Consider the following 23,115-nt stretch of genomic DNA (forward strand, 5'->3'; position numbering starts at 1 on the left):
CCTCCGATCCGGAAGAGTGGACGACATGGCTGAACACACCGACTCGAACGCTTCGGGGCGCATCGTCGTCCTCGCCGGGGCCACCAGCACGGCCGGCCTCGCCGTGACGCGCACACTGGTCGCCGCGAACGCCCGCGTCATCGCCACCGGTCGCTCGGCCGAACGTCTGCAGGAGCTCGCCGACGCCGGGGCGCAGATCGAACTCGCCGATGCGACCTCGCTCGAGGAGATGACCGCGCTGGCCTCGCGGATCGGGCCGGTGGACGCGGTGGTCCCCCTCGTCGGCGGCTGGCGCGGAGGCGGAGGCCTGGCCGGGCAATCAGACGGGGACTTCGTCGCCCTGCTCCCCGCACTCGAAGCCGTACGCGCCACGAGCAGGGCATTCGACGACGCCCTGCGCACCTCCGACGCCGGACGCTTCGCGATCGTGTCGTCCACCGCCGTCGCACGCCCCCTCGCGGGTGGAGCGAACTACGCCGCCGTCAAGGCCGCGAGCGAGGCCTGGACCCGCGCGGTCGCCCAGGGCTACGCCAAGGCCGCGCGTGAGGCGGGAGAACCGCTGCGCGCTGCATCCGTCGTGTTCCGCGCGAAGGCGCTCGATCCCGAGACACTCGCCACACGGATCGTCGCACTGTGGGACGAGGACGCCGCCGAACTCAACGACCGGGTGTTCGACCTGGAGTGATCCCCGGGCTCGATCTCCGGGATCCGATCGCCCGATCCATTCCTGGATGGCGTTCCTGTCACCGGGTGTCGGGTGGCATCCCCGGTACGACGGGAGGGGCGTCCGCATGCCGGTCCTCCCCGGCTCGCCTCTGGCCCTCGGGGTCGACCGCGGTCGACCCCGTCTCGACGACCTCGCCTGCGTCCCCCTGCTCGAGAGCATCGATCTCCTGCTCCGGAGCCTCGGCGTAGAGCACAGTGAGCTTGCGATACGAGCGGGTGAAGAACGCCAGGGTCGCGGCGACGACCATGATGAGTCCGGCGAACAGACAGATCAGGGCGATTCCTCGCGCCTCCCCCTCGCCGAGCAGCCACCCCCACTGTCGCTGCCCCTGGGCGGTGTTCATGTAGGGAATGATCAGGAACTCGGCGATCGGCGCGATCAGGAATGCGGTGAGCGGAGCGGCTGCCGCCTCCATCGCCGCCGCCACACCGAACACGCGCCCCTGTCGCTGGAACGGCACGACCTTCTGGATCACGGTCTGCTCGGCCGCCTCGACGGGCGGCACCAACGCCATGTACACCCACATGCCGATCACGTACAGCGGCCACCACTCGCGCAGCATGAACACCGACCCGAGGAGCCCCATCGCGATGACCACGAGCAGCATCGTGCGCATGGGTTTGGGCCCGAGTCCGAACTTGGCCACCAGCCCGCCGCCCACCAGGAATCCGGTCGAGGCGAACGCCAGGGCGAACCCCCAGGTCTGAGCGTCGAAGAGCGTCAACCCGTAGGGGTCCATGAGCGCCATGTAGACGCCGCCGATGAGGTTGTTGAACGTGGAGAAGATGATCAGGGCGAACAGGCCGGGAGCCAGCCGGATGGCCTGCACGCTGCCGCGGAAGTCGAGAGCGCTGGATGCGTTCGGGTCGGGCTCCGGAGCCCCCTCGGGGATGCGGACGAACAGCAGGTGCGCGAACGTGAGCGCCATGGCGGCGATGGCGATCGCGAGGGTCCACCCCATGCCGAGGAATCCGATCGAGAGCCCCGAGAACACGCTCGTGACGAGGAACGCGATGCCTTGCACCGTGCCGACCAGACCGTTCGCGTTCGCGCGTCTGTCTTCGGGGATGAGGAGGGTGACGGTCGTGGACAGCGCGATGTTGCGCAGCTGCTCGATCACGCCGCCGAACAGGATGACCCCGGAGAACAGCCAGAACCAGGGTCCGCCCAGATCGAGCAGCGCCGCCTCGGGCTGCCAGAGGTAGAGCGCACCGGCGACCAGGAAGGCGACCGCGGAGATGACGCTCGAGATCACCATGACGGTGTGCTTGCGGTTGCGGTCGACGATCGTGCCGAACGCCATCGCGAAGAACGCGACGAACAGCATGTAGGCCCCGCCGATGATGCCCGTGGCCAGCACCGACTGCGTCTCGATGTACACCCAGAACGTGAGTGCGAACCACAGGAAGCTCGTCGTCACGTTCGCGATGAGCGTGTTGACGAGGACGTTGGCGAAGGCCCTCTTCGCGGCGGTGCGCTCCATGACTTCGAGGGTAGGACCGGCCCCCGACATCCGGAACCCCTACTGCGGAGATGAGGCTGTGGCGGACCGGGAGCAGCGGCCGGACAATTAGGCTGGAGAGGTGAGCATCCAGCATGACCCCGCGATCCGGGGCTTCGCCAGTGACAACTACTCCGGTATCCACCCCGACATCCTCGCGGCGATCGCCGCGGCGAACGGCGGCCACCAGAGCGCCTACGGCGAGGACGCGTACACCGCGCGCCTGCAGGAGGTCTTCCAGGAGCACTTCGGCGAGGGCGTGGAGGCGTTCCCGGTGTTCAACGGCACCGGCGCGAACGTGACCGGCCTGCAGTCGATGCTGCCGCGTTGGGGTGCAGTGATCGCCGCCTCGACCGCGCACATCAACGTCGACGAAGCTGCGGCCCCCGAGAAGATCGGCGGCTTCAAGCTGCTCACGGTCCCCACCGACGACGGCAAGCTCACCCCCGACCTGATCGACCGCGAAGCCTGGGGGTGGGGTGACGAGCACCGTGCGCAGCCGCTGGTCGTCTCGATCACCCAGACGACCGAACTCGGCACGCTGTACACGGCCGACGAGATCCGCACGATCGCCGACCACGTGCACGAGCGCGGCATGAAGCTGCACCTCGACGGCGCCCGGCTTTCGAACGCCGCGGCCGCCCTCGACCTGCCGCTGCGCGCATTCACCCGCGACGCCGGTGTCGACGTGCTCACCTTCGGCGGCACCAAGAACGGCGCCATGCTCGGCGAGGCGATCGTCGTGCTGAACCCCGAGGCATCGAACGGGCTCAAGTACTCGCGCAAGTTCAACATGCAGCTGTCGTCGAAGATGCGGTTCGTCTCGGCTCAGCTGATCGCCCTGCTCGAGAGCGACCTCTGGCTGCGCAACGCCCGGCACGCCAACGCCATGGCCGCCCGCCTGCGCTCCGAGATCGAGGCCGGCATCGCCGACGGCTCCATCCAGGGTGTCGGGTTCACGCAGCCGACCCAGTCGAACGGTGTCTTCGCCACGCTGCCCGACGGCGTCGCCGACCAGCTCCGCGACTCGTTCCGCTTCTACGACTGGGATGCGGCGCGCAAGGAAGTCCGCTGGATGTGCGGCTTCGACACCGAGGAAGCCGACGTCGACGCGTTCGTCGCCGAACTCTCCCGCCTCACCACGGCCTGACCCTCCGCGAGCGTCAGCGCAGAAGACGTCAGCGCAGGAGACCGAGGCTCGCGAGCGCCTGACGGATGAGCGTGCCCCGACCGTTCTCCATCTCGGCGGCGACCGCGTCGGAACCGGCGGCCTCCGGCGAGAACCAGGTGACCTCGAGAGCGTCCTGACGCGGCTCGCACGTGCCGGTCACCGGCACGACGTAGGCCAGCGAGACCGCGTGCTGCCGGTCATCGTGGAACGCACTCACCCCGGGGATCGGGAAGTACTCGGCCACCGTGAACGGCAGCGGCTGCGGCGGCAGCAGCGGGAAGGCCATCGGTCCCAGATCGTTCTCGACGTGGCGGAAGAGGGCGTCGCGGATCGTCTCACCGAATCGCACCCGGCCGGACACGATCGTGCGGGTCATCTCCCCCATCGGGGTGGACCGCAGCAGGATGCCGATCTCGATCACCTGGCCGGAGCCGTCGGTGCGCACCGGGATGGCCTCGACGTAGAGCATCGGCAGTCGACGCCGCGCCTCTTCGAGCTCGAACTCGCTCAGCCAGCCGGGATTCGCGTCGGGCGCGGGCCGGTTCGAATCCGGGAAGTCGCCGAGACCATCGTCATCGGGCTCCGGATCGGGATCAGGTGTGCGGACGGCCATGTGTCCTTTCTACCAGCCGCTTCCCGGAACCGACACCGCGCGCACGTCCGTCGCCCCTGGCAGGATGACCGTGTGAGTGAGAACCTGACGATCGACGACACCGCGACCAGATGGTCGTCCCCCGACCGCGTGGGGATGCCGCTGCTGGTCCTGCTGCACGGATACGGCGCCGACGAACACGACCTGTTCGGACTCGTCCCCTACCTTCCTGCGGGAATCGCGGTGGCGTCCGTCGCTGCTCCCCTCGCACCGCCGTGGCCGATGCCCGGCCGGTCCTGGTACCCGATCGAGGGTCTCGACGGACGCAGCGCCGAGGCCGTGACCCTGGCGGCAGAGGCCTTCCTTCGCTGGCTCGACACCGCGGCGGCCGATGCCCCCTCGGTCGCCCTGCTGGGCTTCTCGCAGGGCGCGGCGGTGTCGCTGCAGGCTCTGCGCCTGGCTCCGGAGCGCTTCGGCGCCGTGGCGGTCCTGAGCGGCTACGCGGCGCCGGGCGAACTGCCGAACGATGAGGAGCTGGCCGAGCTGCGCCCACACGTGTTCTGGGGACGAGGCACGCACGACGACGTCATCCCGCCCGCGTTGATCGATCACACGGCCCAGTGGCTGCCCGCGCACTCGGAGCTGTCGGGTCGGGTGTACACGGGACTCACGCACAGCATCTCCGAAGAGGAGCTGACCGACGTGCACCGGTTCTTCACGAAGTGGATCGACGGCATCGCCGCGAGCTGAGCCCCGACGGGCCGTGGCGATACCGCTCGGCACCCTCCGAGGTGAACGGTACCTCCACGGTCTCGCGTCCGCGTCAGGCGCGGACCAGGAAGGTCGCCTCGATCCCCCAGCCGAGCGGCTGCACCTGCTCGGTCGTCCAGCCCGCAGCGGCTGCGAGCTCTCCCAGCGCCTCGCTGGAGCGGAACGGCGCACCGGTCATGGCGAAGCTGATGATCCGATGCTCCTCGACGCCCGGGCTGAGTGCGTCCGGCCTGCTCGATTCGAGGAGGATCACGCGTGCCGCGTGCGGCGCGAGCTCGTCGAGGAGAGCGACGGCCTCGGCATCCGTCCGGTGCGCGAGGGCAAGAGCGAGCACCGCGACGTCGACCAGCCGACCGGTCCACCCGGCGGACGGATCCTGCCCCACCGCCTCGACGACGGCGTCGCGCACCCGCCCGTGCTCGTGCAGGGCGACACCGATGCCGCCGCGTCCACCGTCCTCGAAGGCGCCGAGAACCGCGGGGGCGCCAGGGCCGACGACGAGCAGGCTGGAGACCTCCTGCCACATCGGGTCCGCCACGAAGCCGTCGAGCAGGTAGGCCAGCCGACCGGCGTCCTCCATGAGCTCCTCGACATGGGCGGCATCCGCCTGCGCCTGCATCGCGAGAGTCGCCCCGTGCGCTCTTTCCCAGGGAGAGACCCCGTCCCGCAGCGCGTCGTCGAGATCACGCAGCGCCAGCACGGCCTCCGCCTCGAGGCCGTCGAACTCCTCGCGGTGATGCTCCTCGAGGAGATCCTCGCCGAAGCGGCCGAGGGCGAGCGCATCGACCTCGCCCACGACCACTTCCGCCGACGCGAGGATGCCGCGCAAGGCCTCGATCGACCGCGCAGCCACCCCGAGCCTGGCCGCCAGCTCCCGCACCGACAGCGGCCCCTCGGCGAGGGCATCCACCATGCCGATGCGGATGGCGGCTCGCACGACGAGCCACGGCACGGGCGATGCCGGTTCGGAGACCGGCGGCAGCGCCTGTTCCGATGACTCCGCTCCCTCGGAGACGACCTCGGCATGCCAGTAGCCCGTGATGTTGATGCGATCCTTCGCGAGTCCCCGCTCACGCTGCAGGTACCGCCGCACCGGCAGAAGGGCACGGCTCTCCGCCGCCGCCCACACATAGCCCTCACCGTCCTCCGGAAGCACGAGGGCCCGCACGGCCGCTTCCAGAGCGGGCGCGTCGCCTGCCGGGGCGGTCACCCAGGTCACGGTGTCGCCCGCGCGCAGGCGCAGCTCCTGCCGGGCGGTCTCCTCCTCCACCGCCAGCAGCACGTGCGCGGCGGCGGCGGTGGGACGTTCGTCGAGGAACCGCCCGACCGCCGGCAGACCGGTCTCGTCGGCGATCAGCACGATCCAGTCCAGCTCCTCGGGAAGCCGCAGCGACGACTTCGGTCCGACGAAGCACAGGTCGTCACCGGGTGCGGCCGACTGCGCCCACGTCGCGGCCGGTCCGTCACCGTGCAGCACGAAGTCGAGCGCCATCTCCCCGGCTGCGGCATCCACCCAGCGCGGTGTGTAATCGCGGGCGAGCCTGTTCTCCGCCGCAGTCCATTCGATGCCGTGCGGCAGCTGGATCGGCAGCGCCGACTCCAGGTCGCCATCCGCGGCGAAGATCAGCTTGATGTGGTCGTCGAAGCCCGGGGCCGCGAAGGCCCGATGGGTGTGCCCGTCGACGACGGTCTCCCCCAGCCCTTCCCCGCCGACGACGATGCGTCGCATCCGAGGAGTGACCTCCTCGATGCGACGCACCGTCACGCGGCGCACGACCAGCGGATGCGAAGTGAATGCGCGCTGTGCCATCTCAGCCGAACAGCTCCTCGATGATGTCGAGCAGAGCCAGGGCCTCGTCGTAGTCGCCGCGTGCGACCCAGTACGGCAGCACGTAGGCAGCGTCGTCCTGGAACGCCGGGAGGGCGGCGAGGACCGGGTTCGCCGACAGTGTGTCGATGTCGCCGATGTCGGTGTTGAAGCCGGTGATGAACACGGTGGGCTGCGTGATGACCTGCCCCACCTGCTCGGTCGACAGCTCGAACGAGTCGCCGCCGGGCGTGTAGGGCTCGTAGTCGCCCTCCGCGAAGAGCGGCGCGGCCTCGATGCCGACGGCGTCGAACACCACCGGAAGACCCATGTCCTCGCGGGCGACGTAGACCGTGCCGTCGGGCAGGATCGAGAGGAACGCCGACGGCGCGGTCGGCACCGTGATGTTCGCGGCGACTTCGGTCACCCGGTCTTCGTAGGCGTCGAGCGCCTCGTCGTAGACCTCGCCCTTGCCGAAGACGTCGTCGGCCAGGAACGAGTACTGGTCCTGCCACGTCGCCTTCTTGCCGCTGACGAGCACGGTCGGGGCGATGTCGCTCAGATCGTCGTACGCGTCGGTGGCGAGGAAGAGGGGGAAGCCGATTCCTCCTCCCACGATCAGGTCGGGTTCGAGCGCGAGGATCGCCTCGAGGTCGAAGCCGTCGCCGCTCCACGAGATGAACTCGGTGCCCTGCTTCTCGGCATCCTCGGCCCAGAAGTCGGAGAACGCGGCGTCGTAGCCGAAGTCCTCGGAGGTGAGCGCTGCGACCGGCACGTCGAGGTCGTACAGGTACCCGGCGAGGGCGTAGTTCAGCACCACGACCTTCTGCGGATCGGCCGGGATCGTGACGTCTCCCTGGTCGGTGGTGACGACGCGGGTCTCGGCTTCGCCGGAGGCACCGGCGCCCGACTCCGGCGCGGGTTGCGCGGAGCAGGATGCCAGGGCGAACAGGGCGACCACGGGGAGCGCAGCGAGAAGACGGACGGATCTGGACATGGAGAGACCTCGGGAATCGGCGGGTGCGGTGGGACCGGCGGGCACGCGGCGGACGGCGCTGCTCGGGTAAGGTAAGGCTATTCTCACTAACCGGTCGAATCGTGACGTATGCGACATCGACGCTGACGGATACGACATGTCTCGGAGGGGAACAGCGTGCGATCCACCGCTCTCGCCGGCACCGTCCCGGAGAACTCGATCCGCTTCCTCGGGCACGACACCCACGAGCACGACGAACCCCATGTCGTCTACGTCGTGACGGGCTCGGCCGTACTCACCGTCGACGGCGTCGACATCCCGCTGCGTCGGCACGAAGCGGTCTGGATGCAGCCGCATGTGCCGCACGCCGTCCGCATCCGCGAGGGCGGGACCGTGCTCGGCCCGATCCTCGAAGACACAGCATCGCCCTCGACGCGGGTCCGTGTGCTCGGTGTGGTCCCCGCGCTCGTCGACGTGATGACCACCGCCCTCGTCGCAGCCCCCAGCACCGACGCGCAGATCCTGCCGTTCCGCCGCGCCATCGCTCGCGTGCTGCAGACGGTGTCGCGTCCCTACTTCACCGTCGTGTACCCCGAGCACCCCGCCGCGCGCCGCCTCGCGAAGGACGCCCTGCGTCTACCTCTTCCTCTCGACGAGCTCGCCACCCGGCATCGGATGAGCGCGAGGCAGGTGCAGCGGATCTTCGTCACGGAGACCGGGTGGTCGTTCTCCCGCTGGCGTGGACGTGCCCGCCTGAACGCGGCCGTCGCGCACCTGGTAGGCGGGGGCGATCTGACGGTTGCAGCCCGACTCTCCGGCTTCAGCACGAGGGCCGGACTCGTGAAGGCGCTCAGCAGGGAGACCGGGATCACTGCCGATCGTCTGACCGCCGACCCCCGCAACGCGCTCCTGAACGACTGAGCGACTGCGTGGGAACACCATCGAGCGAGGGCTGTCGACGCACAGTGCCGGCCGCCGAAGCTGTTAGCGTTTCGGCGTCCAGAGGAGCCCCATGACCACCGCCGTGCGCATCGAGCCGGCCGCCCGCACCGGCGTTCGACGCCATCGCACCCGGCGGCGGGTTCTGGGCCTGATCGCCTCGCTGCTGTTGTTGGGCGGGCTGTGCGTCCTCAGCGTGGTCGTGGGGTCTGCCGCGCTTTCCCTCGACGTGGTCTGGCAGGCGTTCACAGCACCGGACGGGTCGGTGAGCCAGGTCACCGTGACCACCGCTCGGGTCGACCGGACACTGCTCGGGATCCTCGTCGGCACGGCGCTCGGCGTCTCGGGGGCGCTCATCCAGGCCCTCACCCGCAACCCGCTCGCCGATCCCGGCATCCTCGGGGTGAACGCCGGTGCGGGCTTCGCGGTCACGCTCGCGGTGGCCTTCCTCGGGATCACCCGGATCGATCAGTACCTGCCGTTCGCGTTCGTGGGGGCCATCGCGGCGTCCGCTCTCGTCTACCTCGCGGCAGGAGCGGGTCGCGGGGCCGGATCGCCGGTGCGTCTGACCCTGGTCGGCGTGGCCTTCGCCGCCGTGCTCACCGGTTTCTCGCACACGCTCGCGCTCGTCGACACCGAGACGTTCGACCGGATGCGCTTCTGGGGCGCGGGCACCCTCGCCGACCGCCCGGCCGGCACGATCGGCGCGATCCTCGTCCCCCTCGCAGTCGGGCTCCTGATCGCCGCGTTCTGCGTGCGCCCGCTCAACGCCCTCTCCCTCGGTGAGGACACTGCCAGGGCGGTCGGCGTACGACTCGGAGCCGCACGTGTCGGGATCGTCCTGGCCGTCGCCCTCCTGTGCGGTGCGGCGACGGCAGCGGTGGGACCGCTCGTCTTCGTGGGGCTCGTCGTACCCCACGCGGTGCGCTGGCTGACGGGCCCGGACTGGGTCTGGATCACCGTCTACTCCGCGGTGCTCGCCCCCGCGCTGGTGATCGGCGCCGACATCCTCGGCCGGATCGTGGCCGTCCCCGCAGAACTGCAGGTCGGGGTGATGCTGCCTCTGATCGGCGCACCGGTGCTCATCGCGCTGGTGCGCGGGCGGAAGGCGAAGGCCCTGTGAGCGCGGCCCTCGTCCTGCGCGCCGGACCGCTGTCGATGCGCACCACGCGGCGGATGCTCCTGGTGTGCGCGGCACTCACACTGCTCGCCCTGTCGCTCGCCGTCTGGGCGATGACGCTCGGCAGCTACGGGCTGAGTGCGAGCGAGGTGATCGGGGCCTTCCTCGGCAGCACCGATGGCCCGGCGCGCAAGGTCGTGATCGAATGGCGGGCACCCCGCGTCGTCGCGGCGCTGCTCTTCGGCGCGGCGCTGGGCGTATCCGGCAGCATCTTCCAGTCGCTCACCCGCAATCCGCTGGGCAGCCCCGACGTGATCGGCTTCAGCACCGGGTCGTACACCGGCGTGATCCTGATGATGCTCACCGGCACGACCGGGTACGCCGCCTACGCCACCGGAGCGCTGATCGGCGGAGTACTGACGGCGGCCGTGGTCTACCTCCTGGCCTTCCGACGCGGCATGCAGGGCTTCCGACTCATCATCGTCGGCATCGCGATGGGGGCGCTGCTCGGATCGCTGAACACCTGGTTCAGCACCAGGGCCGACGTCGACCTCGCCCTGCGCGCCGCGGTGTGGGGGGCGGGATCCCTCGCTGCCGTCGACTGGACGACGCTCGGCTTCGCCGCGATCGCCATCGCCGTGGTGCTGCTGTGCGCCCCCGCCGCACAACGGCGGATGCGACGGCTCGAGCTCGGCGACGACGCCGCGGCGATGCTCGGCATCCCCCTCGAACGCACCCGCGGCATGCTCATGCTGCTCGGCGTCGCCGCGATCGCGGCGGTGACGGCAGCCGCCGGTCCGATCGCCTTCGTCGCCCTGGCCGCGCCGCAGATCGCACAGCGCCTCACCGGACGGGGAACATCGGTCGATCTGATCGGTGCCGCGCTGACCGGATCGGTGCTGCTGCTCTCGGCCGACGTGATCGCGCAGCACGCGATCCCCGATGTGACGCTGCCGACCGGCGCCGTGACGATCTGCATCGGCGGCATCTACCTGCTCGTGCTGCTCATGCGTGAGAGCCGGCGCTTCACCGGAGGAGGACGACGATGACACGACTCGCGACCGAGGAACTGCGGGCCGGGTACGGCGGACGAGGGGTGCTCGACGGCCTCGACGTGCGCATTCCCGATGGGGAACTCACCGTGATCGTGGGGCCGAACGCCTGCGGCAAGTCGACGCTGCTGCGCGCGCTCGCCCGGCTGCTCCCGGCCACCGGAGGACGCGTGCTGCTCGACGGCGGAGACATCACACGCCTGTCGACCAAAGAAGTGGCACGACGGATGGGCCTGCTGCCGCAGAGTCCGCTCGCTCCGGAAGGCATCACGGTCGCGGATCTCGTCGGCCGGGGCCGCTACCCGCACCAGAGCGTGCTGTCGAGCTGGTCCGTCGAGGACGAGCGGGCGGTCGCGGAGGCCATGGCGGCGACGAACGTCACCGATCTCGCCGAGCGCAACGTCGACGAGCTCTCCGGTGGTCAGCGCCAACGCGCCTGGATCGCGATGGCGCTCGCGCAGGAGACCCCGATCCTGCTGCTGGACGAGCCGACGACGTTCCTCGACATCGGACACCAGATCGAGGTGCTCGAACTCGTCACGCGCCTGCACCGGGAGGGGCGCACCGTCGTCGTGGTGCTGCACGACATCAACCAGGCCGCCCGCTATGCCTCGCACCTGATCGCGATGAAGGACGGCCGCATCGTCGCAGAAGGCGACCCCCGCGAGATCGTCGACGCCCCGCTGCTCACCGAGCTGTTCGATCTCGAGGCGAGGGTGATCGCCGATCCGGACACCGGATCTCCCGTCGTGCTGCCCGGGCGGTGAACGCCGTCCACGCAGATCCGACACGCCCGGGAGTTGCGCGATCCTGACAACCCCGGGTATCGTCGGGGAGTCCTGTCCGCCGTGTCTGGAAGTCCTTTGATCTGATCCGTCGCCTCCGCGCTCTTCTTTCCGCGCGCTGACCCGACGATCGCCGACTCCACGGCAGACCCTCTCCTCCCGCATCCTGTGACGCGTGTCACGGCCTGGCAGGGGCTCGGTGTCAGTGCACCCTCGCACTCGACAGGAGACACTCATGTCAACCCCCACCCCTCTTCACGCGTCGGTCATCCTCGACCGGCTCACCTTCACCTGGCCCGACGGCTCGGTCGCGCTCGACGGCGTCTCCGGGGCCTTCGGCTCCGGACGCACCGGCCTCGTCGGCCGCAACGGCGCCGGCAAGTCCACGCTGCTGCGACTGATGGCCGGCGAGCTCGAACCGACCTCGGGCGTCGTCACGGCATCCGGCGAGGTCGCCTATCTCCCGCAGCAGCTGACTCTCGACATCGACCGTCGCGTCGCCGAGCTCCTCGGAGTGTCCGAGGCGCTCGACGCCGTGCGAGCGATCAGCGCCGGCGACGTCGATCCCGCGCACTTCGACGCGGTCGGCGACGACTGGGACATCGAGGCGCGCGCCGAGGCGTCCCTGGCGGAGGCAGGGCTCGCGCCGGACTTCCTCGACCGCAGGGTCGGAGAGCTCTCCGGCGGGGAGGCCGTGCTCGTCGCGATCGCCGGCATCCGCCTGCGCCGCGCACCGATCACGCTCCTCGACGAGCCGACCAACAACCTCGACCGCGAGGCCAGGGCGAAGCTCGCGGCGATGGTGCGCGCCTGGAAGGGCACGCTCATCGTCGTCAGCCACGACCTGTCGCTGCTCGAGCTGATGGACGACACCGCGGAGCTCTACGCCCAGACACTGAGCGTGTTCGGTGGCCCCTACTCGGAATGGCGCGCCTGGCTGGACGCCGAGCAGGATGCCGCGAAACAGGCGGAGGTCACGGCCGCCCAGGCGCTCCGCAAGGAGAAGCGGCAGCGGATCGAAGCCGAGGTGAAGCTCGCCCACCGCGCGCGCACCGCGAAGAAGGCGGAGATCGAGAAGCGCGTCCCGAAGATCGTCGCCCACGGGCGGAAGATGGCTGCCGAGGTGTCGGCGGGCAGGCTTCGCACCGAGGTCGGTGCGAAGGAGGACGCCGCGCGCTCGGTGCACGACGAGGCCGGGCGACGCGTGCGCTCCGATGCCTCGATGAAGATCGAGCTGCCCGACCCCCAGGTGTCGCGCAGCCGCCGCATCGCGACGGTCGGCGATCACGAACGGGCCTGGGTGATCCAGGGGCCGGAGCGCGTCGCACTGATCGGCAAGAACGGCGCCGGGAAGACGACGCTGCTGGAGCGGCTGGTCGCCGGCGGTGTTCACCACTCAGGAGAACCGGCGTCCGTCGCGTCACAGGGTGCGGATGGAGCCGGATCCGGGGCGGATCTCCTGAGTTCTGCACGCCCGTACCTGCATGCCGAGGCCCACACCGATCTCATCGGCTACCTGCCGCAGCGAGTCGACGGCCTCGACGAGCAGCGGTCGGTGTTCGAGAACATCGCCGCCGCGGCACCGCACGTGCCGGAGAAGGAGCTGCGCAATCGGCTCGCCCGGTTCCTCATCCGGGGAGCCACGGCAGAGCGACCGGTCGCCGCCCTCTCCGGCGGCGAGCGCTTCCGGGTCGCGCTGGCCAAGCTGTTGCTCGCCGATCCCGCACCGCACCTCGCGGCGCTCGACGAACCGACGAACAACCTCGACCTCGACACGGTCGACCAGCTCGTCGAAGCCCTTCGCACCTATCGCGGTGCCGTGCTCATCGTGAGTCACGACGACGCGTTCCTGCGACGGCTCGATCTCGATCTGACACTCGAGATCGATGCAGAGGGCGCGCTCCAGGAGGTCTCGCTGGAGCAGTGACGCGAAGCAGACGGAGGCGGGTGCCGGGGAAGAGCTCCTCGGCACACGCTCGCGTCAGACCAGCTCTCGTCAGACCAGCTCTCGTCAGGCCAGCTCGTGTCAGACCAGCCCGGCCTCGTAGGCGAGGATGACGGCCTGCACCCGGTCGCGCAGGTCGAGTTTCAGCAGGATGCGGCCGACGTGGGTCTTCACGGTCGACTCGGACACGAACAAGCTCTCGCCGATCTCGGTGTTGTTGTAGCCCTTCGCGATGGCGAGGAACACCTCACGCTCCCTCTCCGTCAGCACGTCCAACCGCGGATCCACCGTCTCGGACTGCCGGGGCAGGCGCGTGGCGAACAGGTCGAGCATCGATCGGGTGACACGCGGCGAGACCAGGGCGTCGCCCGCGGCGATCGCCCGGATCGCGGCGGTCAGCTGTGCAGGCGGGGTGTTCTTCAACAGGAACCCGCTCGCTCCTGCGCGAAGGCTCCCGAACGCGTATTCGTCGAGGTCGAATGTCGTGAGCACCAGAACCCGGCTCGACGGCGTGCTCCTGACGATGCGGCGGGTCGCCTCGATCCCGTCCATCTCCGGCATCCGGATGTCCATCAGGATCACATCGGGTCGCAGATCAGCCGCCATGTGCACGGCCTCGGCACCCGAGACCGCCTCGCCCACCACCTGCATGTCGTCTTCGGCATCGAGCACCATCCGCATGCCGCGGCGGATCAGCTCGTGGTCGTCGACGATGAGCACCCGGATTCGTTCCTCGGTCATCCCTGTTCCTCCTGTTCGGGGATCTCCACGCGCACGCGCCATCCGCCACCCGAGAGCGGTCCGGCTTCCACCGTGCCACCGGCGAGACGCGCGCGCTCCCGCACACCGACGAGGCCGCGCCCCGATCCGACCGATGCCGCGGGAGGGCCCTCTCGTCCGTCGTCGGTGACCTCGACCACGAGGATGTCTCCGCGGAAGTCGAGGTTCACGAGCACCTCGCGCGGGTCTTTCGCGTAGCGCAGCGCGTTCGTGAGTGCTTCCTGCACGATGCGATGGATCGTGTTCTGCAGCGCCGGGGAGGAGGGGACGTCCCCCTGGGTACGGACCGTGACGGGCAGCCCGGCGGTGCGGAAGGTCTCCACCAGCGGGGTGAGCTCGCTCAGTCCGGGGTTGGGGCGGAGCGGACTCTGTTCCTCTCCGTCTGGCGTGTCATCACCGAGCGCACCGAGCAGCTGCCGCATCTCGACGAGCGATTGCCGCCCGACCTCGCCGATCTCCTGGATGGCACTCCGCGACCGCTGCGGATCCTTCTCGGCCAGGGCGCTTGCGCCGTCCGCGAGCGACACCATCACCGACACGCTGTGCGCCACGACGTCGTGGATCTCGCGGGTGATCCTGGCGCGCTCGGCCAGGGTCGCGATCCGCGCCTGCTGGTCACGTTCGCGCGCGAGCTGGTTGGCACGGTCGAGGATCGCCCCGATGTAGCGGCGCCGGTCACCCACGGTGACTCCGAGGAGTGCCGCGATCAGCATCACGACGAGGAACAGCAGGCTGCCCGGCACCGAGAACGCGCCCGCGAGGTCGCCGCGCCGAAGCCCGTCGAGCAGGGGGAACACGACGACGCCGGCGAGCACCGTCACCCCGAACGCGATCCACCCGCTGCGGTTCGAGCGATAGACGAAGAGCGCATACAGCGCCAGGCTGACGCCGATCGGATCCGCCAGCGTGTCGGTGACGAGGGCGACGACCGCGATGAGGGCGAACACCGCGAAGGTGAGCCAGGGACGATGGCGCCGGAACAGCAGACCGACCGCGCCGACCGCCGCGAGGATCAGCGGGACGAGGACCGGTGCGAGCGGTGACCACTCTCCGGAGGAGAGCGGGGTGACCATCGCCCAGAATCCGGCCCACAGGAGATAGAGGAAGGCGAGCAGACCGTCGACGAGCCAGGGGTGATTGCCCCAGAACCGCCGCACCACCCCGGGCGGCCGCGGCAGGTCCTCCGCACGGGCCCCGTCGTCGCCGACCGGTGCTGACTCTCGCATGTGACGACTCTACGCACCGCACGACGCGGTTCCCTCAGCGAGCGGCGGCGGCGAGCGAACCCGTCGCGGTGCTGCGGGAGGTGCTGCGGGAGGTGCTGCGGTGGACCTCGACGACCTGGGGTGCCGGCTTCCACGTCTCGCGCCGCACCCGACGCCGCTGCGCGACCGCGGTGTCCATGCCGAGGATGGCGAGCCAACCCATGCCGATGGTGGTCGCGACGAGTTCGAAGATGCTGCCGATGTCGGTGCGGAACTGCAGCAGGGAGAGGATGCCGCCGGCCGCAGCGATCACGGCGGTCGAGATCCCCGCGCCCAGGGAGAGCACCCGGAGCGTTCGCCGTCCCTCGACGAACGAGACCTGGAGCATCGCGAACGCAGCCAGGGCGAAGGCGAGTACGGCGACCGTCGTGTGCACCAGGTCCTGCCAGGTGAACGCGGGGCCGACCGGCAGCGGGCACCCGGTCGTGCAGGTGACCTGCGAGGCCACCAGGAACAGGGAAGACGCCATCGCCACCGAGAACGACGGCGACCAGATGCTGAGCCACGGCACCGTCGAGCGCAGTCCGCGCGCGGCCCAGGCCACCGCGAAGCCCCCGGCGACGAGGAGCAGCAGCGCGAGCTCGAACCACCCGGCGGTCGGCTCGCCGTCGGCCCCGAGACCACTCACGTACAGGACCCGGTCGATGCTCAGCCGGGCGACCCAGATGATGGTCAGCGCTACGGCGACGAGCACGCTTCCGCCGATCGAGGCGATGACGCGAAGAGCGGTTCCGGCAGGGTGAGAGGCGGTGTTTTCGGTGGGCATAGGGAGACGGTATGAGCGGAGGCCACCCCGCCGCGTCGGCCCCGAGTGCCCACTGCGAAGGGGCGTCGTACCTCAGTACGACGCCCCTTCGATCGCGCTCCCGCGGCCCGGCGCGCTACCCGAAACGCGGAAGCCACCGCGGGATCGTCCCCACGTCGATCGGGCGGAGGGAGCCGTCGTCGTCGAGCACGAGGAGCCGGTTCGCCTGCCACGACTCCGGTGCGGTGGCGATCACCGCGGTGGTGCCGGAGGGGCCGGTCAGCGCCCGCACGGCGTCGGTCTGCATCTCGACGGAGTCGATGAGCTGCCCGGTCGCGATGTCGAGGCTGCTGAGCAGGGTCCGATCGGCGTTCACCGACTCCCGATGCTGCACGAGCACCATGCCCTGCCCCGCGCCTGCCGGGACCACCGTGTCATCGGGCGAGGGCGTCGCCCCGAAGGCCCGCTGCAGGAGCGCCTCGATGTCGTCGGCGTCGATGTCCCCGAAGTCTCCGGGCAGGAACTGTCCGGTCTCCAGCAGCACGCCCAGACGCGGCTCCAGCCCGACGACCGGGAGCAGGCTGGCGTCGACGAGCTCGGTGCGGATGATGCGGGCCGGGTCGGTCGAGGTGATCACGAGAGCATCCCGTTGCACGGATTCGGCCACCGGGACGATCTGGAGCCGGGTGCCATCCGGGGTCGCTGCCACGTCGACCTGCTGCGTGAGCATCGTCTCGTCGAGGAACGGTCCAGAACCCAGCGCGTTCCGCCACCGGCCGGCGACCGCGGGTTCGGCCGGAACCGCCGCGGTCTCACCGACCGGTATCTGCACGAGTGCTCCGGAGCCGGTGAGAGCGACGACCACGTTCGCCTCGGGGTCGTATCCGTACGCGCTGGCCGAGAGCACGGCATCCGCACCGATCCCCGGCACGGCGTCGCCTTCAGCCCGAACGGCCCCGGTCGCGGCATCCAGGATCACCAGTCCGTGATCGCTGCCGATGTACACCGACGAGTCGTCGCCCGCGAGCACGACCGCGTCGCCGATGAGGTCTTCGTTCAGACGCTGATCCCACAGCTGCTCGCCATCGGACAGGCGGATCGCCGCCACCCGCATCTGGAACGTCGCCTCGAACAGTCCGGGACGCGAGTCGTCGTGATACACGAGGACCGCGACGTCCTGTCCATCCATGCCGATCACCGCCGACGACGGCACGATCTCGATGTCTCTGACCGACGGCAGCATGAGCTGGATGGCCAGGACGATCAGCCCGCCGAGGATCACCGGCGCGAACATCAGGAGCAGGAACCGGCGACGGATACGACCGCGCACCCGCTTCGGATCGCGCGGCGTCCGCACGGGCAATGCCGAGGATCCCAGCGGAAGGACGGTGCTGCCGTTGAGCGTGTACCCGGTGGTCCTGTTCGTGTCCATGTCGCCAGAATGGAGCGCGAGCGCTGCTCCCGATCACGGATTCGCTCGCGGTCGCGCCGCTCTCTATAGGCTGGCGGACATGAGCGCCGCGACCGAGCTCACGCCCCCGCCCCCGGCCCCCACCGCGTCGGAGGCGCTGCGGCCGCGCGCGCAGGTCATGATCGACGCCTGGCTGGCACTGGACCGTGATGTCGCCGCACTCAGCAACGGCTCTGGGCGTCCGCTCGCCCGCACGGTGAAGCTGATCCTCGAACCGCTCGTGATCCGTCCCGTGCAGAATCCGGGCCTCGCCGGCGGTGCCCTCTCAGCGGATGCCGCCGGGCAGCTGCACGCCCGCATCCTCGCCGCAGGCCCCGACCTCGCAGCGACGGCGGCATGGTTCCTGCGGGTGAAGACCGTTCGACGCCGGTTGCGCGTCACCGAGGGGAATCCGCAGGAGAAGTACTTCTCCCGCTGCTTCGAGCTCGCCCGCACCGTGGGCATGCCCGGCGTCGACGCCGAGGATCGCGCGGTCGAGGTCGTCACCGAGATCGCCCAGGCCTCCGGCGACTCACTTCTCGGGCGAATCCGGGAACTGCTCCGAGACGCGCACGAGGTGACCCGGCTCGAGGCGCTGCTGCACGAGAGATGGGCGGAGCGCACCCCACCGCGCGCGCTCGCCCCCGCGTCCGAGGTCATCGCCGCGATGCTCGACACCTGTCCGACGGGGCACGCCGACGCCGCGTTCGAGGCCCTGCGAATCTCCGACGCCGGTTCCGCCGCCGCGAGCACGCTCGGCGACGAGGGCACCGCGCGGCTCCTCGGGCTGACCGCACATGCGTCGCCCCCTGTCCCCCTGATCGGCAGCACCGCGTCGAAGCGCGGCCTCCCGCGCCCCTTCGACCGGTCGATCTTCGAGCGTCTGTTCGCCGCACTGTCCGGAGGCGCGCCCGTCGAGAGCGACCTCGACGGCGACGAACTGCTCGCGGAGGAGATCGACCGCTCCGCTCTGCCGTGGGAGCTCGCCGACGAGCACAGCCGCATCATGATGCTTCTCGGGCGGGAGGTGACCGGAGCCCTGGATGCCTCGGGCCCCGCCGCGACGACCGCCGCGCACCGGCAACTGGCCTCCCGGTGGAACCGCGAGGCCTACGTGCGGCGAGCGCTGCGTCTTCCCGCCGAGGTGAGCGGGGTCCCCGCGTCTGTGCTCGACGACATCCACGACGTCCGACAGGCGTATCTGCGGCGCCTCTGGGTGCGCATGCACGGTCGCGAGCTCCGCGGTCAGGTGCTCGGAGCCGATGACGTCTGGGACACCCTCGACGGCGTGCTGCGCTCGGTCGTGATGGACCAGCGGCAGCGGTTGAAGATCGCGATGGGTCGCGGTATGCCCGCTCCCGCTCTCCCGGGGGTGGCATGAGCACGCGGATCAGGGTGCGCGACGGCCGCATCGAAGTCAGCACGGCGCGGGAGGACAGCGTCCGCTCGGACGCCCTCGTCGAGCATGTGCCGTTGCGGACGGCGCTCGTCGAGGCGGCCGGGGCGCAGTTGACCTGGGATGTCACGGCACCCGCCCCGCTTCCCGACACCGACGTCCACGACGCCCTGGCGGCGAGCGCGTGGCTGGCCGACGTCTACGGAGCCACCGTCGCGGACGCCGTGTTCCGGGGCGTCGACGTCGAGATCGCACTCGACGCCTTCGGGGATCCGACGATCGTCGACGCCGTGCGCGCTCTGGGGCATCTGAACTGGGCGCGCGCCTGGTGGCCGGCGAGCAGCGGCATCCCGGCGCTCGACCCGGCGATCGTGGCAGCAGAGGTCGCGGTGACGAGCCACCTCCTCACCCATCTCCTGGACGACGAGGATGCCGTCGAGCACGCGATGACCGACGCGCACGACGCACCCGCCGCACTCGCCGCTCTCCCGCCCGCGCTGGCCGCCGACGCCGCCGAGCTGGCAGCCGTGCTCGACGCCCTGGCCGAAGACCACGGTGTCGCCTGGGCGCCCACGACCCCCGCCGACGTCCGCTCCGAATGGGCGCTGGCTGCCGGCGGCGAGCGCCGAGCATCCAGTGCCGACGGCGTCGTGATCGCGCAGGGCACGGCCCCCGTCCGGTGGTCCGATGTGCCGACGCAGACGGTGGATGCGGCAGCCGAGGCCCGGTGGACACTCCTCCAGGGCACGGATACGCCCTTCCTGCAGGTCGAGGTTCCCGCGGTGCGGGGTGTTCTCTCGACCCCCGAACTCCACGCCGCCTTCGGCCCGCCCGCCCTCGACGTCGACGTGGTGCTGCGACGTGCGGATTCGGTGTTCGTCGGCGAGACGGTGGTTCCGGCATCCGCTCTGTTCCTCACGCCGGGAGCCCGCACGCTCCGGGTGCACGATCCGCTGATGGTCTCCCCGGAAGTGCCTGAAGCAGCTGAGTCGGCCCGGGACCGCGCACAGGTCCTGGCGTTCGCCACGACCAGGCTCACGGCACCCGATGCGTCGCTCGCCGAGCGTGCCGCGGGGGCCCGAGCGTGAGCTCCGCAGAGGAGCAGCCGGCGAGCGCGATCCGCGGTCGGGTGCCGGCCACGCCGCGCTGGCGACCGGGGCGAGACCTCAACAACGAGGCGGCGATGCTCCTGCACCAGGGACGCGTGGCCGATGCCACCGCGAAGCTACGGAGCGTCGCGGCGATGACCCTGGTGCCGGATGTCGACGGCGAGGGGCTCGACCTCCGTGCCAGGGCCCTGCTCAACCTCGCCGCCGCGCGCGAGTTCGAGGGGGCACTCGACGACGCGGTGCGCCTCGCCGACGAGGGCCTCGCCGCAGCCGCCGACGCCATCGCGCTGATCGGCGACGAGCGCGCGACCCGCACGGTGCAGATCAACGGCATGATCGCCCGCGCGCAGACCCTCACGCTGATGGATCGGTTCGACGACGCCTTCGCGGGCATCGACGGGGCGGAGGCGCTGCTCGACGACGACCTCGATCAGCGCGAGCTGCTCTCCTTCTCGGTGCGCAACGCGCGCACGACCCTGCTGATCGTGACCGGGCGCCTGCAGGAGGCGGACGACGAGGCGAAGCGCGCGCTGGAGGTGGCGATCACGGTGGGTCCGGAGCTCTCGGGGCACGCCTACGCGAACCTCGGGGTCATCGCCCAGCGCACCGGAGACGAGGTCGCGGCCCAGCAGTACCTGACCCTCGCACAGCAGGCGCAGGAGCACGGGGGTGACGCCGCGAGTCGACAGCTCGCCGTGGAGAACCTGGCGCGTTCGGCGATGCAGCAGGGTCGGCACCGTGAGGCCGCGGAGGGCTTCCGGCGGGCGGCGGAGCTGGCCGCCGCGATCGGCCTCACGACGCGTCTGGCCGCCAGCAGGACCGGACTCGCCGCCGTGCTGCTGCAGCAGGGGCGGGTCGGGGCCGCGACGAAGGCCCTGCGCGCGTTGCTCGCCGACCTCGACGCGGAGGCCGCGGTGCACGAACGCCTGGAGGCGTACGCCTTCCTCGGCGATTCGGAATCCGCCAGACACCGCTATCCCGCCGCCGACGAGGCCTATCGCGCGGCGCGAGACCTCGCGCGCTACGCCGGCGACCGCTGCCGCGTGAACCTGCGCCGCGCCGAGATGCACGCGGAATGGGCGGCGATGTCGATCACCCCGCGCGCACGGATGCAGCGGCTGGAACAGGCGCGCGACCTCGCGATCCCGGTGCTGCTGGCGACCGAGGCGCTGCGCGACGGCTTCTCCCCCGGTCCGGTGCGGGAGCGCTGGACGCTGCAGGTCGCCGCTCCCGCCCGTGAGCTGGCATTCCGGCTGGCCCGCACTCTCGGAGACGCGGCACTGCTGTTCGAGCTCGTCGAGAATGCGGCCGCGACCGTGACGCTGCAGACGGATGCCGCGCGGGAGGCCGTCAGCGCCCGGGCGGATTCCTCGACCGGAGCGCTCATGCCGTTCGAGCCGTCCTCCCCGCAGGAGGCCGATGCCGAAGACGATGCGCAAGACGGTGCCGAAGCGGAGCTCCCCGCGGCGGCGGCCGGACTTCTCACCGGCGGTGCGTCCACGCCGCACCTGCGCTTCGCCGCGCCCCCGCGGGTGATCGCGATCCCCGGCACGGCTCCGGTGCTCGAGTCATGGGTGCGGGCGGCAGAGGCCGAGTACGGCGTCACGGTGCGCGCGGAGACGGCGGTGGCCGCATGGTGAGCAACTGGCGCGACCTTCCGCAGCTCGCGGTGCCGATGCCGGTCCCCCGCACCGACGGTGCCGCGGTGCTCGATGATCTCCCCGATGACCGCCGACCGGTCGCGCGCCTGCGCTACGTCGACGGCGACGATCTGTTCGTCAGCTGGGTCTGGGAGCATCAGCGCAGCGCGCCGCGGATGACGATCGCCGAGCGCTCGGCCGTCGCTCCGGTGCTGGCAGAACTGGCTGCGGCGCTGCCGACTCCGCTGCCGGGGGAGAACGGCATGGATGCGCTGCGGCGAGCGCTCACCCACGGAGCGCTGCTGGATCGGCAGCGGGAGCAGCGGCTGGCCCATGCGCTCACGGCGGCGCTCCTCCCGCAGTGGTTGGCGCTCGAACTCAACGCACTGGAAGCAGCCGGAATCCGTCCGCACCTGCGGGTGCAGCTGTCTCCGTCGACCGCGCACCTGCCGTGGGAGCTGCTGGGAGCGGCCGACGAGGAGCGGGCGGTCGACATGGCCGATGTCTCGGTGCTGCTCCCGGCGACGCTGCGGAACGACCCGACACGCGCGGTGTCGGAGTGGCAGCCCTCCGCGCCGGTGGCCACGGTGCTCGATCCCGTGGTCCCCGGGTTCTCGGCGGCGAGTGAACTGGGCAGTGTGCTGGGCCCCGTCGCCGCGGGGTCTCCGCTGGCGGAGATGGTCGCCCGCCTCGACGGGCGTCTGCGCCCCGCCGGCGGCGAACGGTTCCGTCGGTCCGATGTCGGAAGGGTCGCCCTTGCCGAGTCCCTCGACGACGCGGGGCGCCTGTTGTACGTCGGGCACGTCACCGCATCCACGCACGCGCTGGACGCCAGGATGCATCTGTCCGACGGTGCGGATGCTCCGGGGACGACCCCCCTGATCGGCGCGCACCGCCCCTACACGGCGGCGGAGATCGCTCTCGGAGCACCCGGGCTCCCCCCGCTGCGGGCCCCGAACCGAGTGGCCCTCATCGCGTGCGACTCGGGGAGCGACCTGCGATTCGCCGAGCCCGCGGGACTGGTCGCGGCGTTCACGCATCGCGGGGCCGAATATGTGACAGCGACCCGGTGGACGCTGCCGACCGACGCGGGTCTGCGCCGGCTCGTGCCGCAGCTCGGCGACCGCGCCGACGGCATGCTCGCCGAGGCCGTCGTCGCCGTGGACGCCGCCCACGACGCACCCGATCCCGTCGCCGCGATGGCCGTGTGGCAGCGGGAGCAGCGTCGCCGCTGGACGTCGACGGGCGACCCCCGCCACTCCCCCGTCATCTGGGCGGCGTTCGCCACCGCGTGGGCTCCTGCGCCTCCTCCCGTCCTCTGACGGCCCCGATGTCCCCGGCCTC

General features: G+C 70.8%; 20 protein-coding genes. 12 read left to right on the forward strand and 8 right to left on the reverse strand.

Features of this window, described 5'->3' with window-relative positions:
• The first annotated feature begins 25 nt into the window (after window positions 1–25).
• The gene (locus tag ACFVWL_RS02990; protein WP_387178277.1) at window positions 26–685 is read left to right on the forward strand and encodes an SDR family NAD(P)-dependent oxidoreductase; all 660 of its coding nucleotides are present in this window, start codon (window positions 26–28) and stop codon (window positions 683–685) included.
• Window positions 686–743: 58 nt separating this feature from the next.
• Here the strand turns inward: ACFVWL_RS02990 and ACFVWL_RS02995 are convergent, their stop codons facing one another.
• On the reverse strand, window positions 744–2,210 hold the full coding sequence (locus tag ACFVWL_RS02995) for an MFS transporter (protein WP_387178279.1): 1,467 nt from the start codon (window positions 2,208–2,210) through the stop codon (window positions 744–746).
• Between the two features lie 100 nt (window positions 2,211–2,310).
• Between ACFVWL_RS02995 and ACFVWL_RS03000 the strand changes: the two genes are divergently transcribed.
• Window positions 2,311–3,378 (forward strand): threonine aldolase family protein, encoded by a 1,068-nt coding sequence (locus ACFVWL_RS03000; protein WP_387178281.1) that lies wholly within the window; start codon window positions 2,311–2,313, stop codon window positions 3,376–3,378.
• A 28-nt stretch (window positions 3,379–3,406) separates the two neighbouring features.
• On the opposite strand, the gene ACFVWL_RS03005 is transcribed toward ACFVWL_RS03000, so the two are convergent.
• The gene (locus tag ACFVWL_RS03005) at window positions 3,407–4,012 is read right to left on the reverse strand and encodes an NUDIX hydrolase family protein (RefSeq protein WP_387178284.1); all 606 of its coding nucleotides are present in this window, start codon (window positions 4,010–4,012) and stop codon (window positions 3,407–3,409) included.
• 72 nt (window positions 4,013–4,084) lie between these two features.
• Here ACFVWL_RS03005 and ACFVWL_RS03010 point away from each other — a divergent pair, with 72 nt between their 5' ends.
• The gene (locus tag ACFVWL_RS03010) at window positions 4,085–4,741 is read left to right on the forward strand and encodes an alpha/beta hydrolase (RefSeq protein ID WP_387178287.1); all 657 of its coding nucleotides are present in this window, start codon (window positions 4,085–4,087) and stop codon (window positions 4,739–4,741) included.
• 73 nt (window positions 4,742–4,814) lie between these two features.
• Here the strand turns inward: ACFVWL_RS03010 and ACFVWL_RS03015 are convergent, their stop codons facing one another.
• Both ACFVWL_RS03015 and ACFVWL_RS03020 read right to left on the reverse strand, forming a co-directional pair.
• Window positions 4,815–6,572: a siderophore-interacting protein gene (locus ACFVWL_RS03015; RefSeq protein WP_387178290.1), complete on the reverse strand. Its 1,758-nt coding sequence runs from the start codon at window positions 6,570–6,572 to the stop codon at window positions 4,815–4,817.
• Between the two features lies 1 nt (window position 6,573).
• Window positions 6,574–7,566: an ABC transporter substrate-binding protein gene (locus tag ACFVWL_RS03020; RefSeq protein ID WP_387178292.1), complete on the reverse strand. Its 993-nt coding sequence runs from the start codon at window positions 7,564–7,566 to the stop codon at window positions 6,574–6,576.
• 156 nt (window positions 7,567–7,722) lie between these two features.
• Between ACFVWL_RS03020 and ACFVWL_RS03025 the strand changes: the two genes are divergently transcribed.
• From ACFVWL_RS03025 to ACFVWL_RS03045, 5 genes are all read left to right on the forward strand, one after another.
• Window positions 7,723–8,466, forward strand: a complete 744-nt coding sequence (locus ACFVWL_RS03025; RefSeq protein WP_387178294.1) for a helix-turn-helix domain-containing protein — start codon at window positions 7,723–7,725, stop codon at window positions 8,464–8,466.
• Between the two features lie 91 nt (window positions 8,467–8,557).
• Window positions 8,558–9,607 (forward strand): iron chelate uptake ABC transporter family permease subunit, encoded by a 1,050-nt coding sequence (locus ACFVWL_RS03030; protein WP_387178297.1) that lies wholly within the window; start codon window positions 8,558–8,560, stop codon window positions 9,605–9,607.
• Window positions 9,604–10,653, forward strand: a complete 1,050-nt coding sequence (locus ACFVWL_RS03035) for a FecCD family ABC transporter permease (protein WP_387178300.1) — start codon at window positions 9,604–9,606, stop codon at window positions 10,651–10,653. Before ACFVWL_RS03030 ends, ACFVWL_RS03035 begins: the two co-directional genes overlap by 4 nt.
• Complete coding sequence (locus tag ACFVWL_RS03040; protein WP_387178304.1) at window positions 10,650–11,423, forward strand: ABC transporter ATP-binding protein; 774 nt, start codon at window positions 10,650–10,652, stop codon at window positions 11,421–11,423. Before ACFVWL_RS03035 ends, ACFVWL_RS03040 begins: the two co-directional genes overlap by 4 nt.
• 253 nt (window positions 11,424–11,676) lie before the next feature.
• Window positions 11,677–13,368 carry an ABC-F family ATP-binding cassette domain-containing protein gene (locus ACFVWL_RS03045; RefSeq protein ID WP_387178307.1) on the forward strand — a complete coding sequence of 564 codons (1,692 nt, stop codon included), beginning with the start codon at window positions 11,677–11,679 and terminating at the stop codon, window positions 13,366–13,368.
• 99 nt (window positions 13,369–13,467) lie between these two features.
• Here ACFVWL_RS03045 and ACFVWL_RS03050 read toward each other — a convergent pair whose 3' ends face one another.
• The 4 genes from ACFVWL_RS03050 to ACFVWL_RS03065 form a co-directional block, all read right to left on the reverse strand.
• A complete protein-coding gene (locus tag ACFVWL_RS03050) occupies window positions 13,468–14,127 on the reverse strand; it encodes a response regulator (protein ID WP_387178309.1) in 660 nt (219 codons plus the stop codon).
• Entirely contained in the window at window positions 14,124–15,392 is a 1,269-nt protein-coding gene (locus ACFVWL_RS03055) for a histidine kinase (RefSeq protein ID WP_387178312.1), read from the reverse strand. The genes ACFVWL_RS03050 and ACFVWL_RS03055 overlap by 4 nt, the downstream gene beginning before the upstream one ends.
• A gap of 34 nt (window positions 15,393–15,426) precedes the next feature.
• Window positions 15,427–16,197 (reverse strand): DUF998 domain-containing protein, encoded by a 771-nt coding sequence (locus ACFVWL_RS03060; RefSeq protein WP_387178315.1) that lies wholly within the window; start codon window positions 16,195–16,197, stop codon window positions 15,427–15,429.
• A 115-nt stretch (window positions 16,198–16,312) separates the two neighbouring features.
• Window positions 16,313–17,608 (reverse strand): PA2928 family protein, encoded by a 1,296-nt coding sequence (locus tag ACFVWL_RS03065; protein WP_387178317.1) that lies wholly within the window; start codon window positions 17,606–17,608, stop codon window positions 16,313–16,315.
• Between the two features lie 79 nt (window positions 17,609–17,687).
• Between ACFVWL_RS03065 and ACFVWL_RS03070 the strand changes: the two genes are divergently transcribed.
• The 4 genes from ACFVWL_RS03070 to ACFVWL_RS03085 are packed head-to-tail and all read left to right on the forward strand — an operon-like array spanning window position 17,688 to window position 23,093.
• Window positions 17,688–19,007, forward strand: coding sequence for a hypothetical protein (locus ACFVWL_RS03070; protein ID WP_387178319.1), 1,320 nt, complete (start codon window positions 17,688–17,690; stop codon window positions 19,005–19,007).
• Window positions 19,004–20,110, forward strand: coding sequence for a hypothetical protein (locus tag ACFVWL_RS03075; protein WP_387178322.1), 1,107 nt, complete (start codon window positions 19,004–19,006; stop codon window positions 20,108–20,110). The genes ACFVWL_RS03070 and ACFVWL_RS03075 overlap by 4 nt, the downstream gene beginning before the upstream one ends.
• Window positions 20,107–21,771 (forward strand): hypothetical protein, encoded by a 1,665-nt coding sequence (locus tag ACFVWL_RS03080; RefSeq protein ID WP_387178325.1) that lies wholly within the window; start codon window positions 20,107–20,109, stop codon window positions 21,769–21,771. The genes ACFVWL_RS03075 and ACFVWL_RS03080 overlap by 4 nt, the downstream gene beginning before the upstream one ends.
• Window positions 21,765–23,093, forward strand: a complete 1,329-nt coding sequence (locus tag ACFVWL_RS03085) for a CHAT domain-containing protein (protein WP_387178327.1) — start codon at window positions 21,765–21,767, stop codon at window positions 23,091–23,093. The genes ACFVWL_RS03080 and ACFVWL_RS03085 overlap by 7 nt, the downstream gene beginning before the upstream one ends.
• Window positions 23,094–23,115: the final 22 nt, after the last annotated feature.

The sequence above is a fragment of the Microbacterium sp. NPDC058269 genome, from assembly GCF_042881445.1.
Taxonomy (GTDB): domain Bacteria; phylum Actinomycetota; class Actinomycetes; order Actinomycetales; family Microbacteriaceae; genus Microbacterium.

Bases quoted from the DNA above. Each gene is read 5' to 3' on its own strand.
- ACFVWL_RS02995 (WP_387178279.1), bottom strand. From the start codon at position 2,210: ATGGAGCGCACCGCCGCGAAGAGGGCCTTCGCCAACGTCCTCGTCAAC.
- ACFVWL_RS02990 (WP_387178277.1), top strand. From the start codon at position 26: ATGGCTGAACACACCGACTCGAACGCTTCGGGGCGCATCGTCGTCCTC.
- ACFVWL_RS03050 (WP_387178309.1), bottom strand. From the start codon at position 14,127: ATGACCGAGGAACGAATCCGGGTGCTCATCGTCGACGACCACGAGCTG.
- ACFVWL_RS03070 (WP_387178319.1), top strand. From the start codon at position 17,688: ATGAGCGCCGCGACCGAGCTCACGCCCCCGCCCCCGGCCCCCACCGCG.
- ACFVWL_RS03055 (WP_387178312.1), bottom strand. From the start codon at position 15,392: ATGCGAGAGTCAGCACCGGTCGGCGACGACGGGGCCCGTGCGGAGGAC.
- ACFVWL_RS03085 (WP_387178327.1), top strand. From the start codon at position 21,765: ATGGTGAGCAACTGGCGCGACCTTCCGCAGCTCGCGGTGCCGATGCCG.
- ACFVWL_RS03040 (WP_387178304.1), top strand. From the start codon at position 10,650: ATGACACGACTCGCGACCGAGGAACTGCGGGCCGGGTACGGCGGACGA.
- ACFVWL_RS03005 (WP_387178284.1), bottom strand. From the start codon at position 4,012: ATGGCCGTCCGCACACCTGATCCCGATCCGGAGCCCGATGACGATGGT.
- ACFVWL_RS03020 (WP_387178292.1), bottom strand. From the start codon at position 7,566: ATGTCCAGATCCGTCCGTCTTCTCGCTGCGCTCCCCGTGGTCGCCCTG.
- ACFVWL_RS03045 (WP_387178307.1), top strand. From the start codon at position 11,677: ATGTCAACCCCCACCCCTCTTCACGCGTCGGTCATCCTCGACCGGCTC.
- ACFVWL_RS03060 (WP_387178315.1), bottom strand. From the start codon at position 16,197: ATGCCCACCGAAAACACCGCCTCTCACCCTGCCGGAACCGCTCTTCGC.
- ACFVWL_RS03065 (WP_387178317.1), bottom strand. From the start codon at position 17,608: ATGGACACGAACAGGACCACCGGGTACACGCTCAACGGCAGCACCGTC.
- ACFVWL_RS03015 (WP_387178290.1), bottom strand. From the start codon at position 6,572: ATGGCACAGCGCGCATTCACTTCGCATCCGCTGGTCGTGCGCCGCGTG.
- ACFVWL_RS03030 (WP_387178297.1), top strand. From the start codon at position 8,558: ATGACCACCGCCGTGCGCATCGAGCCGGCCGCCCGCACCGGCGTTCGA.
- ACFVWL_RS03075 (WP_387178322.1), top strand. From the start codon at position 19,004: ATGAGCACGCGGATCAGGGTGCGCGACGGCCGCATCGAAGTCAGCACG.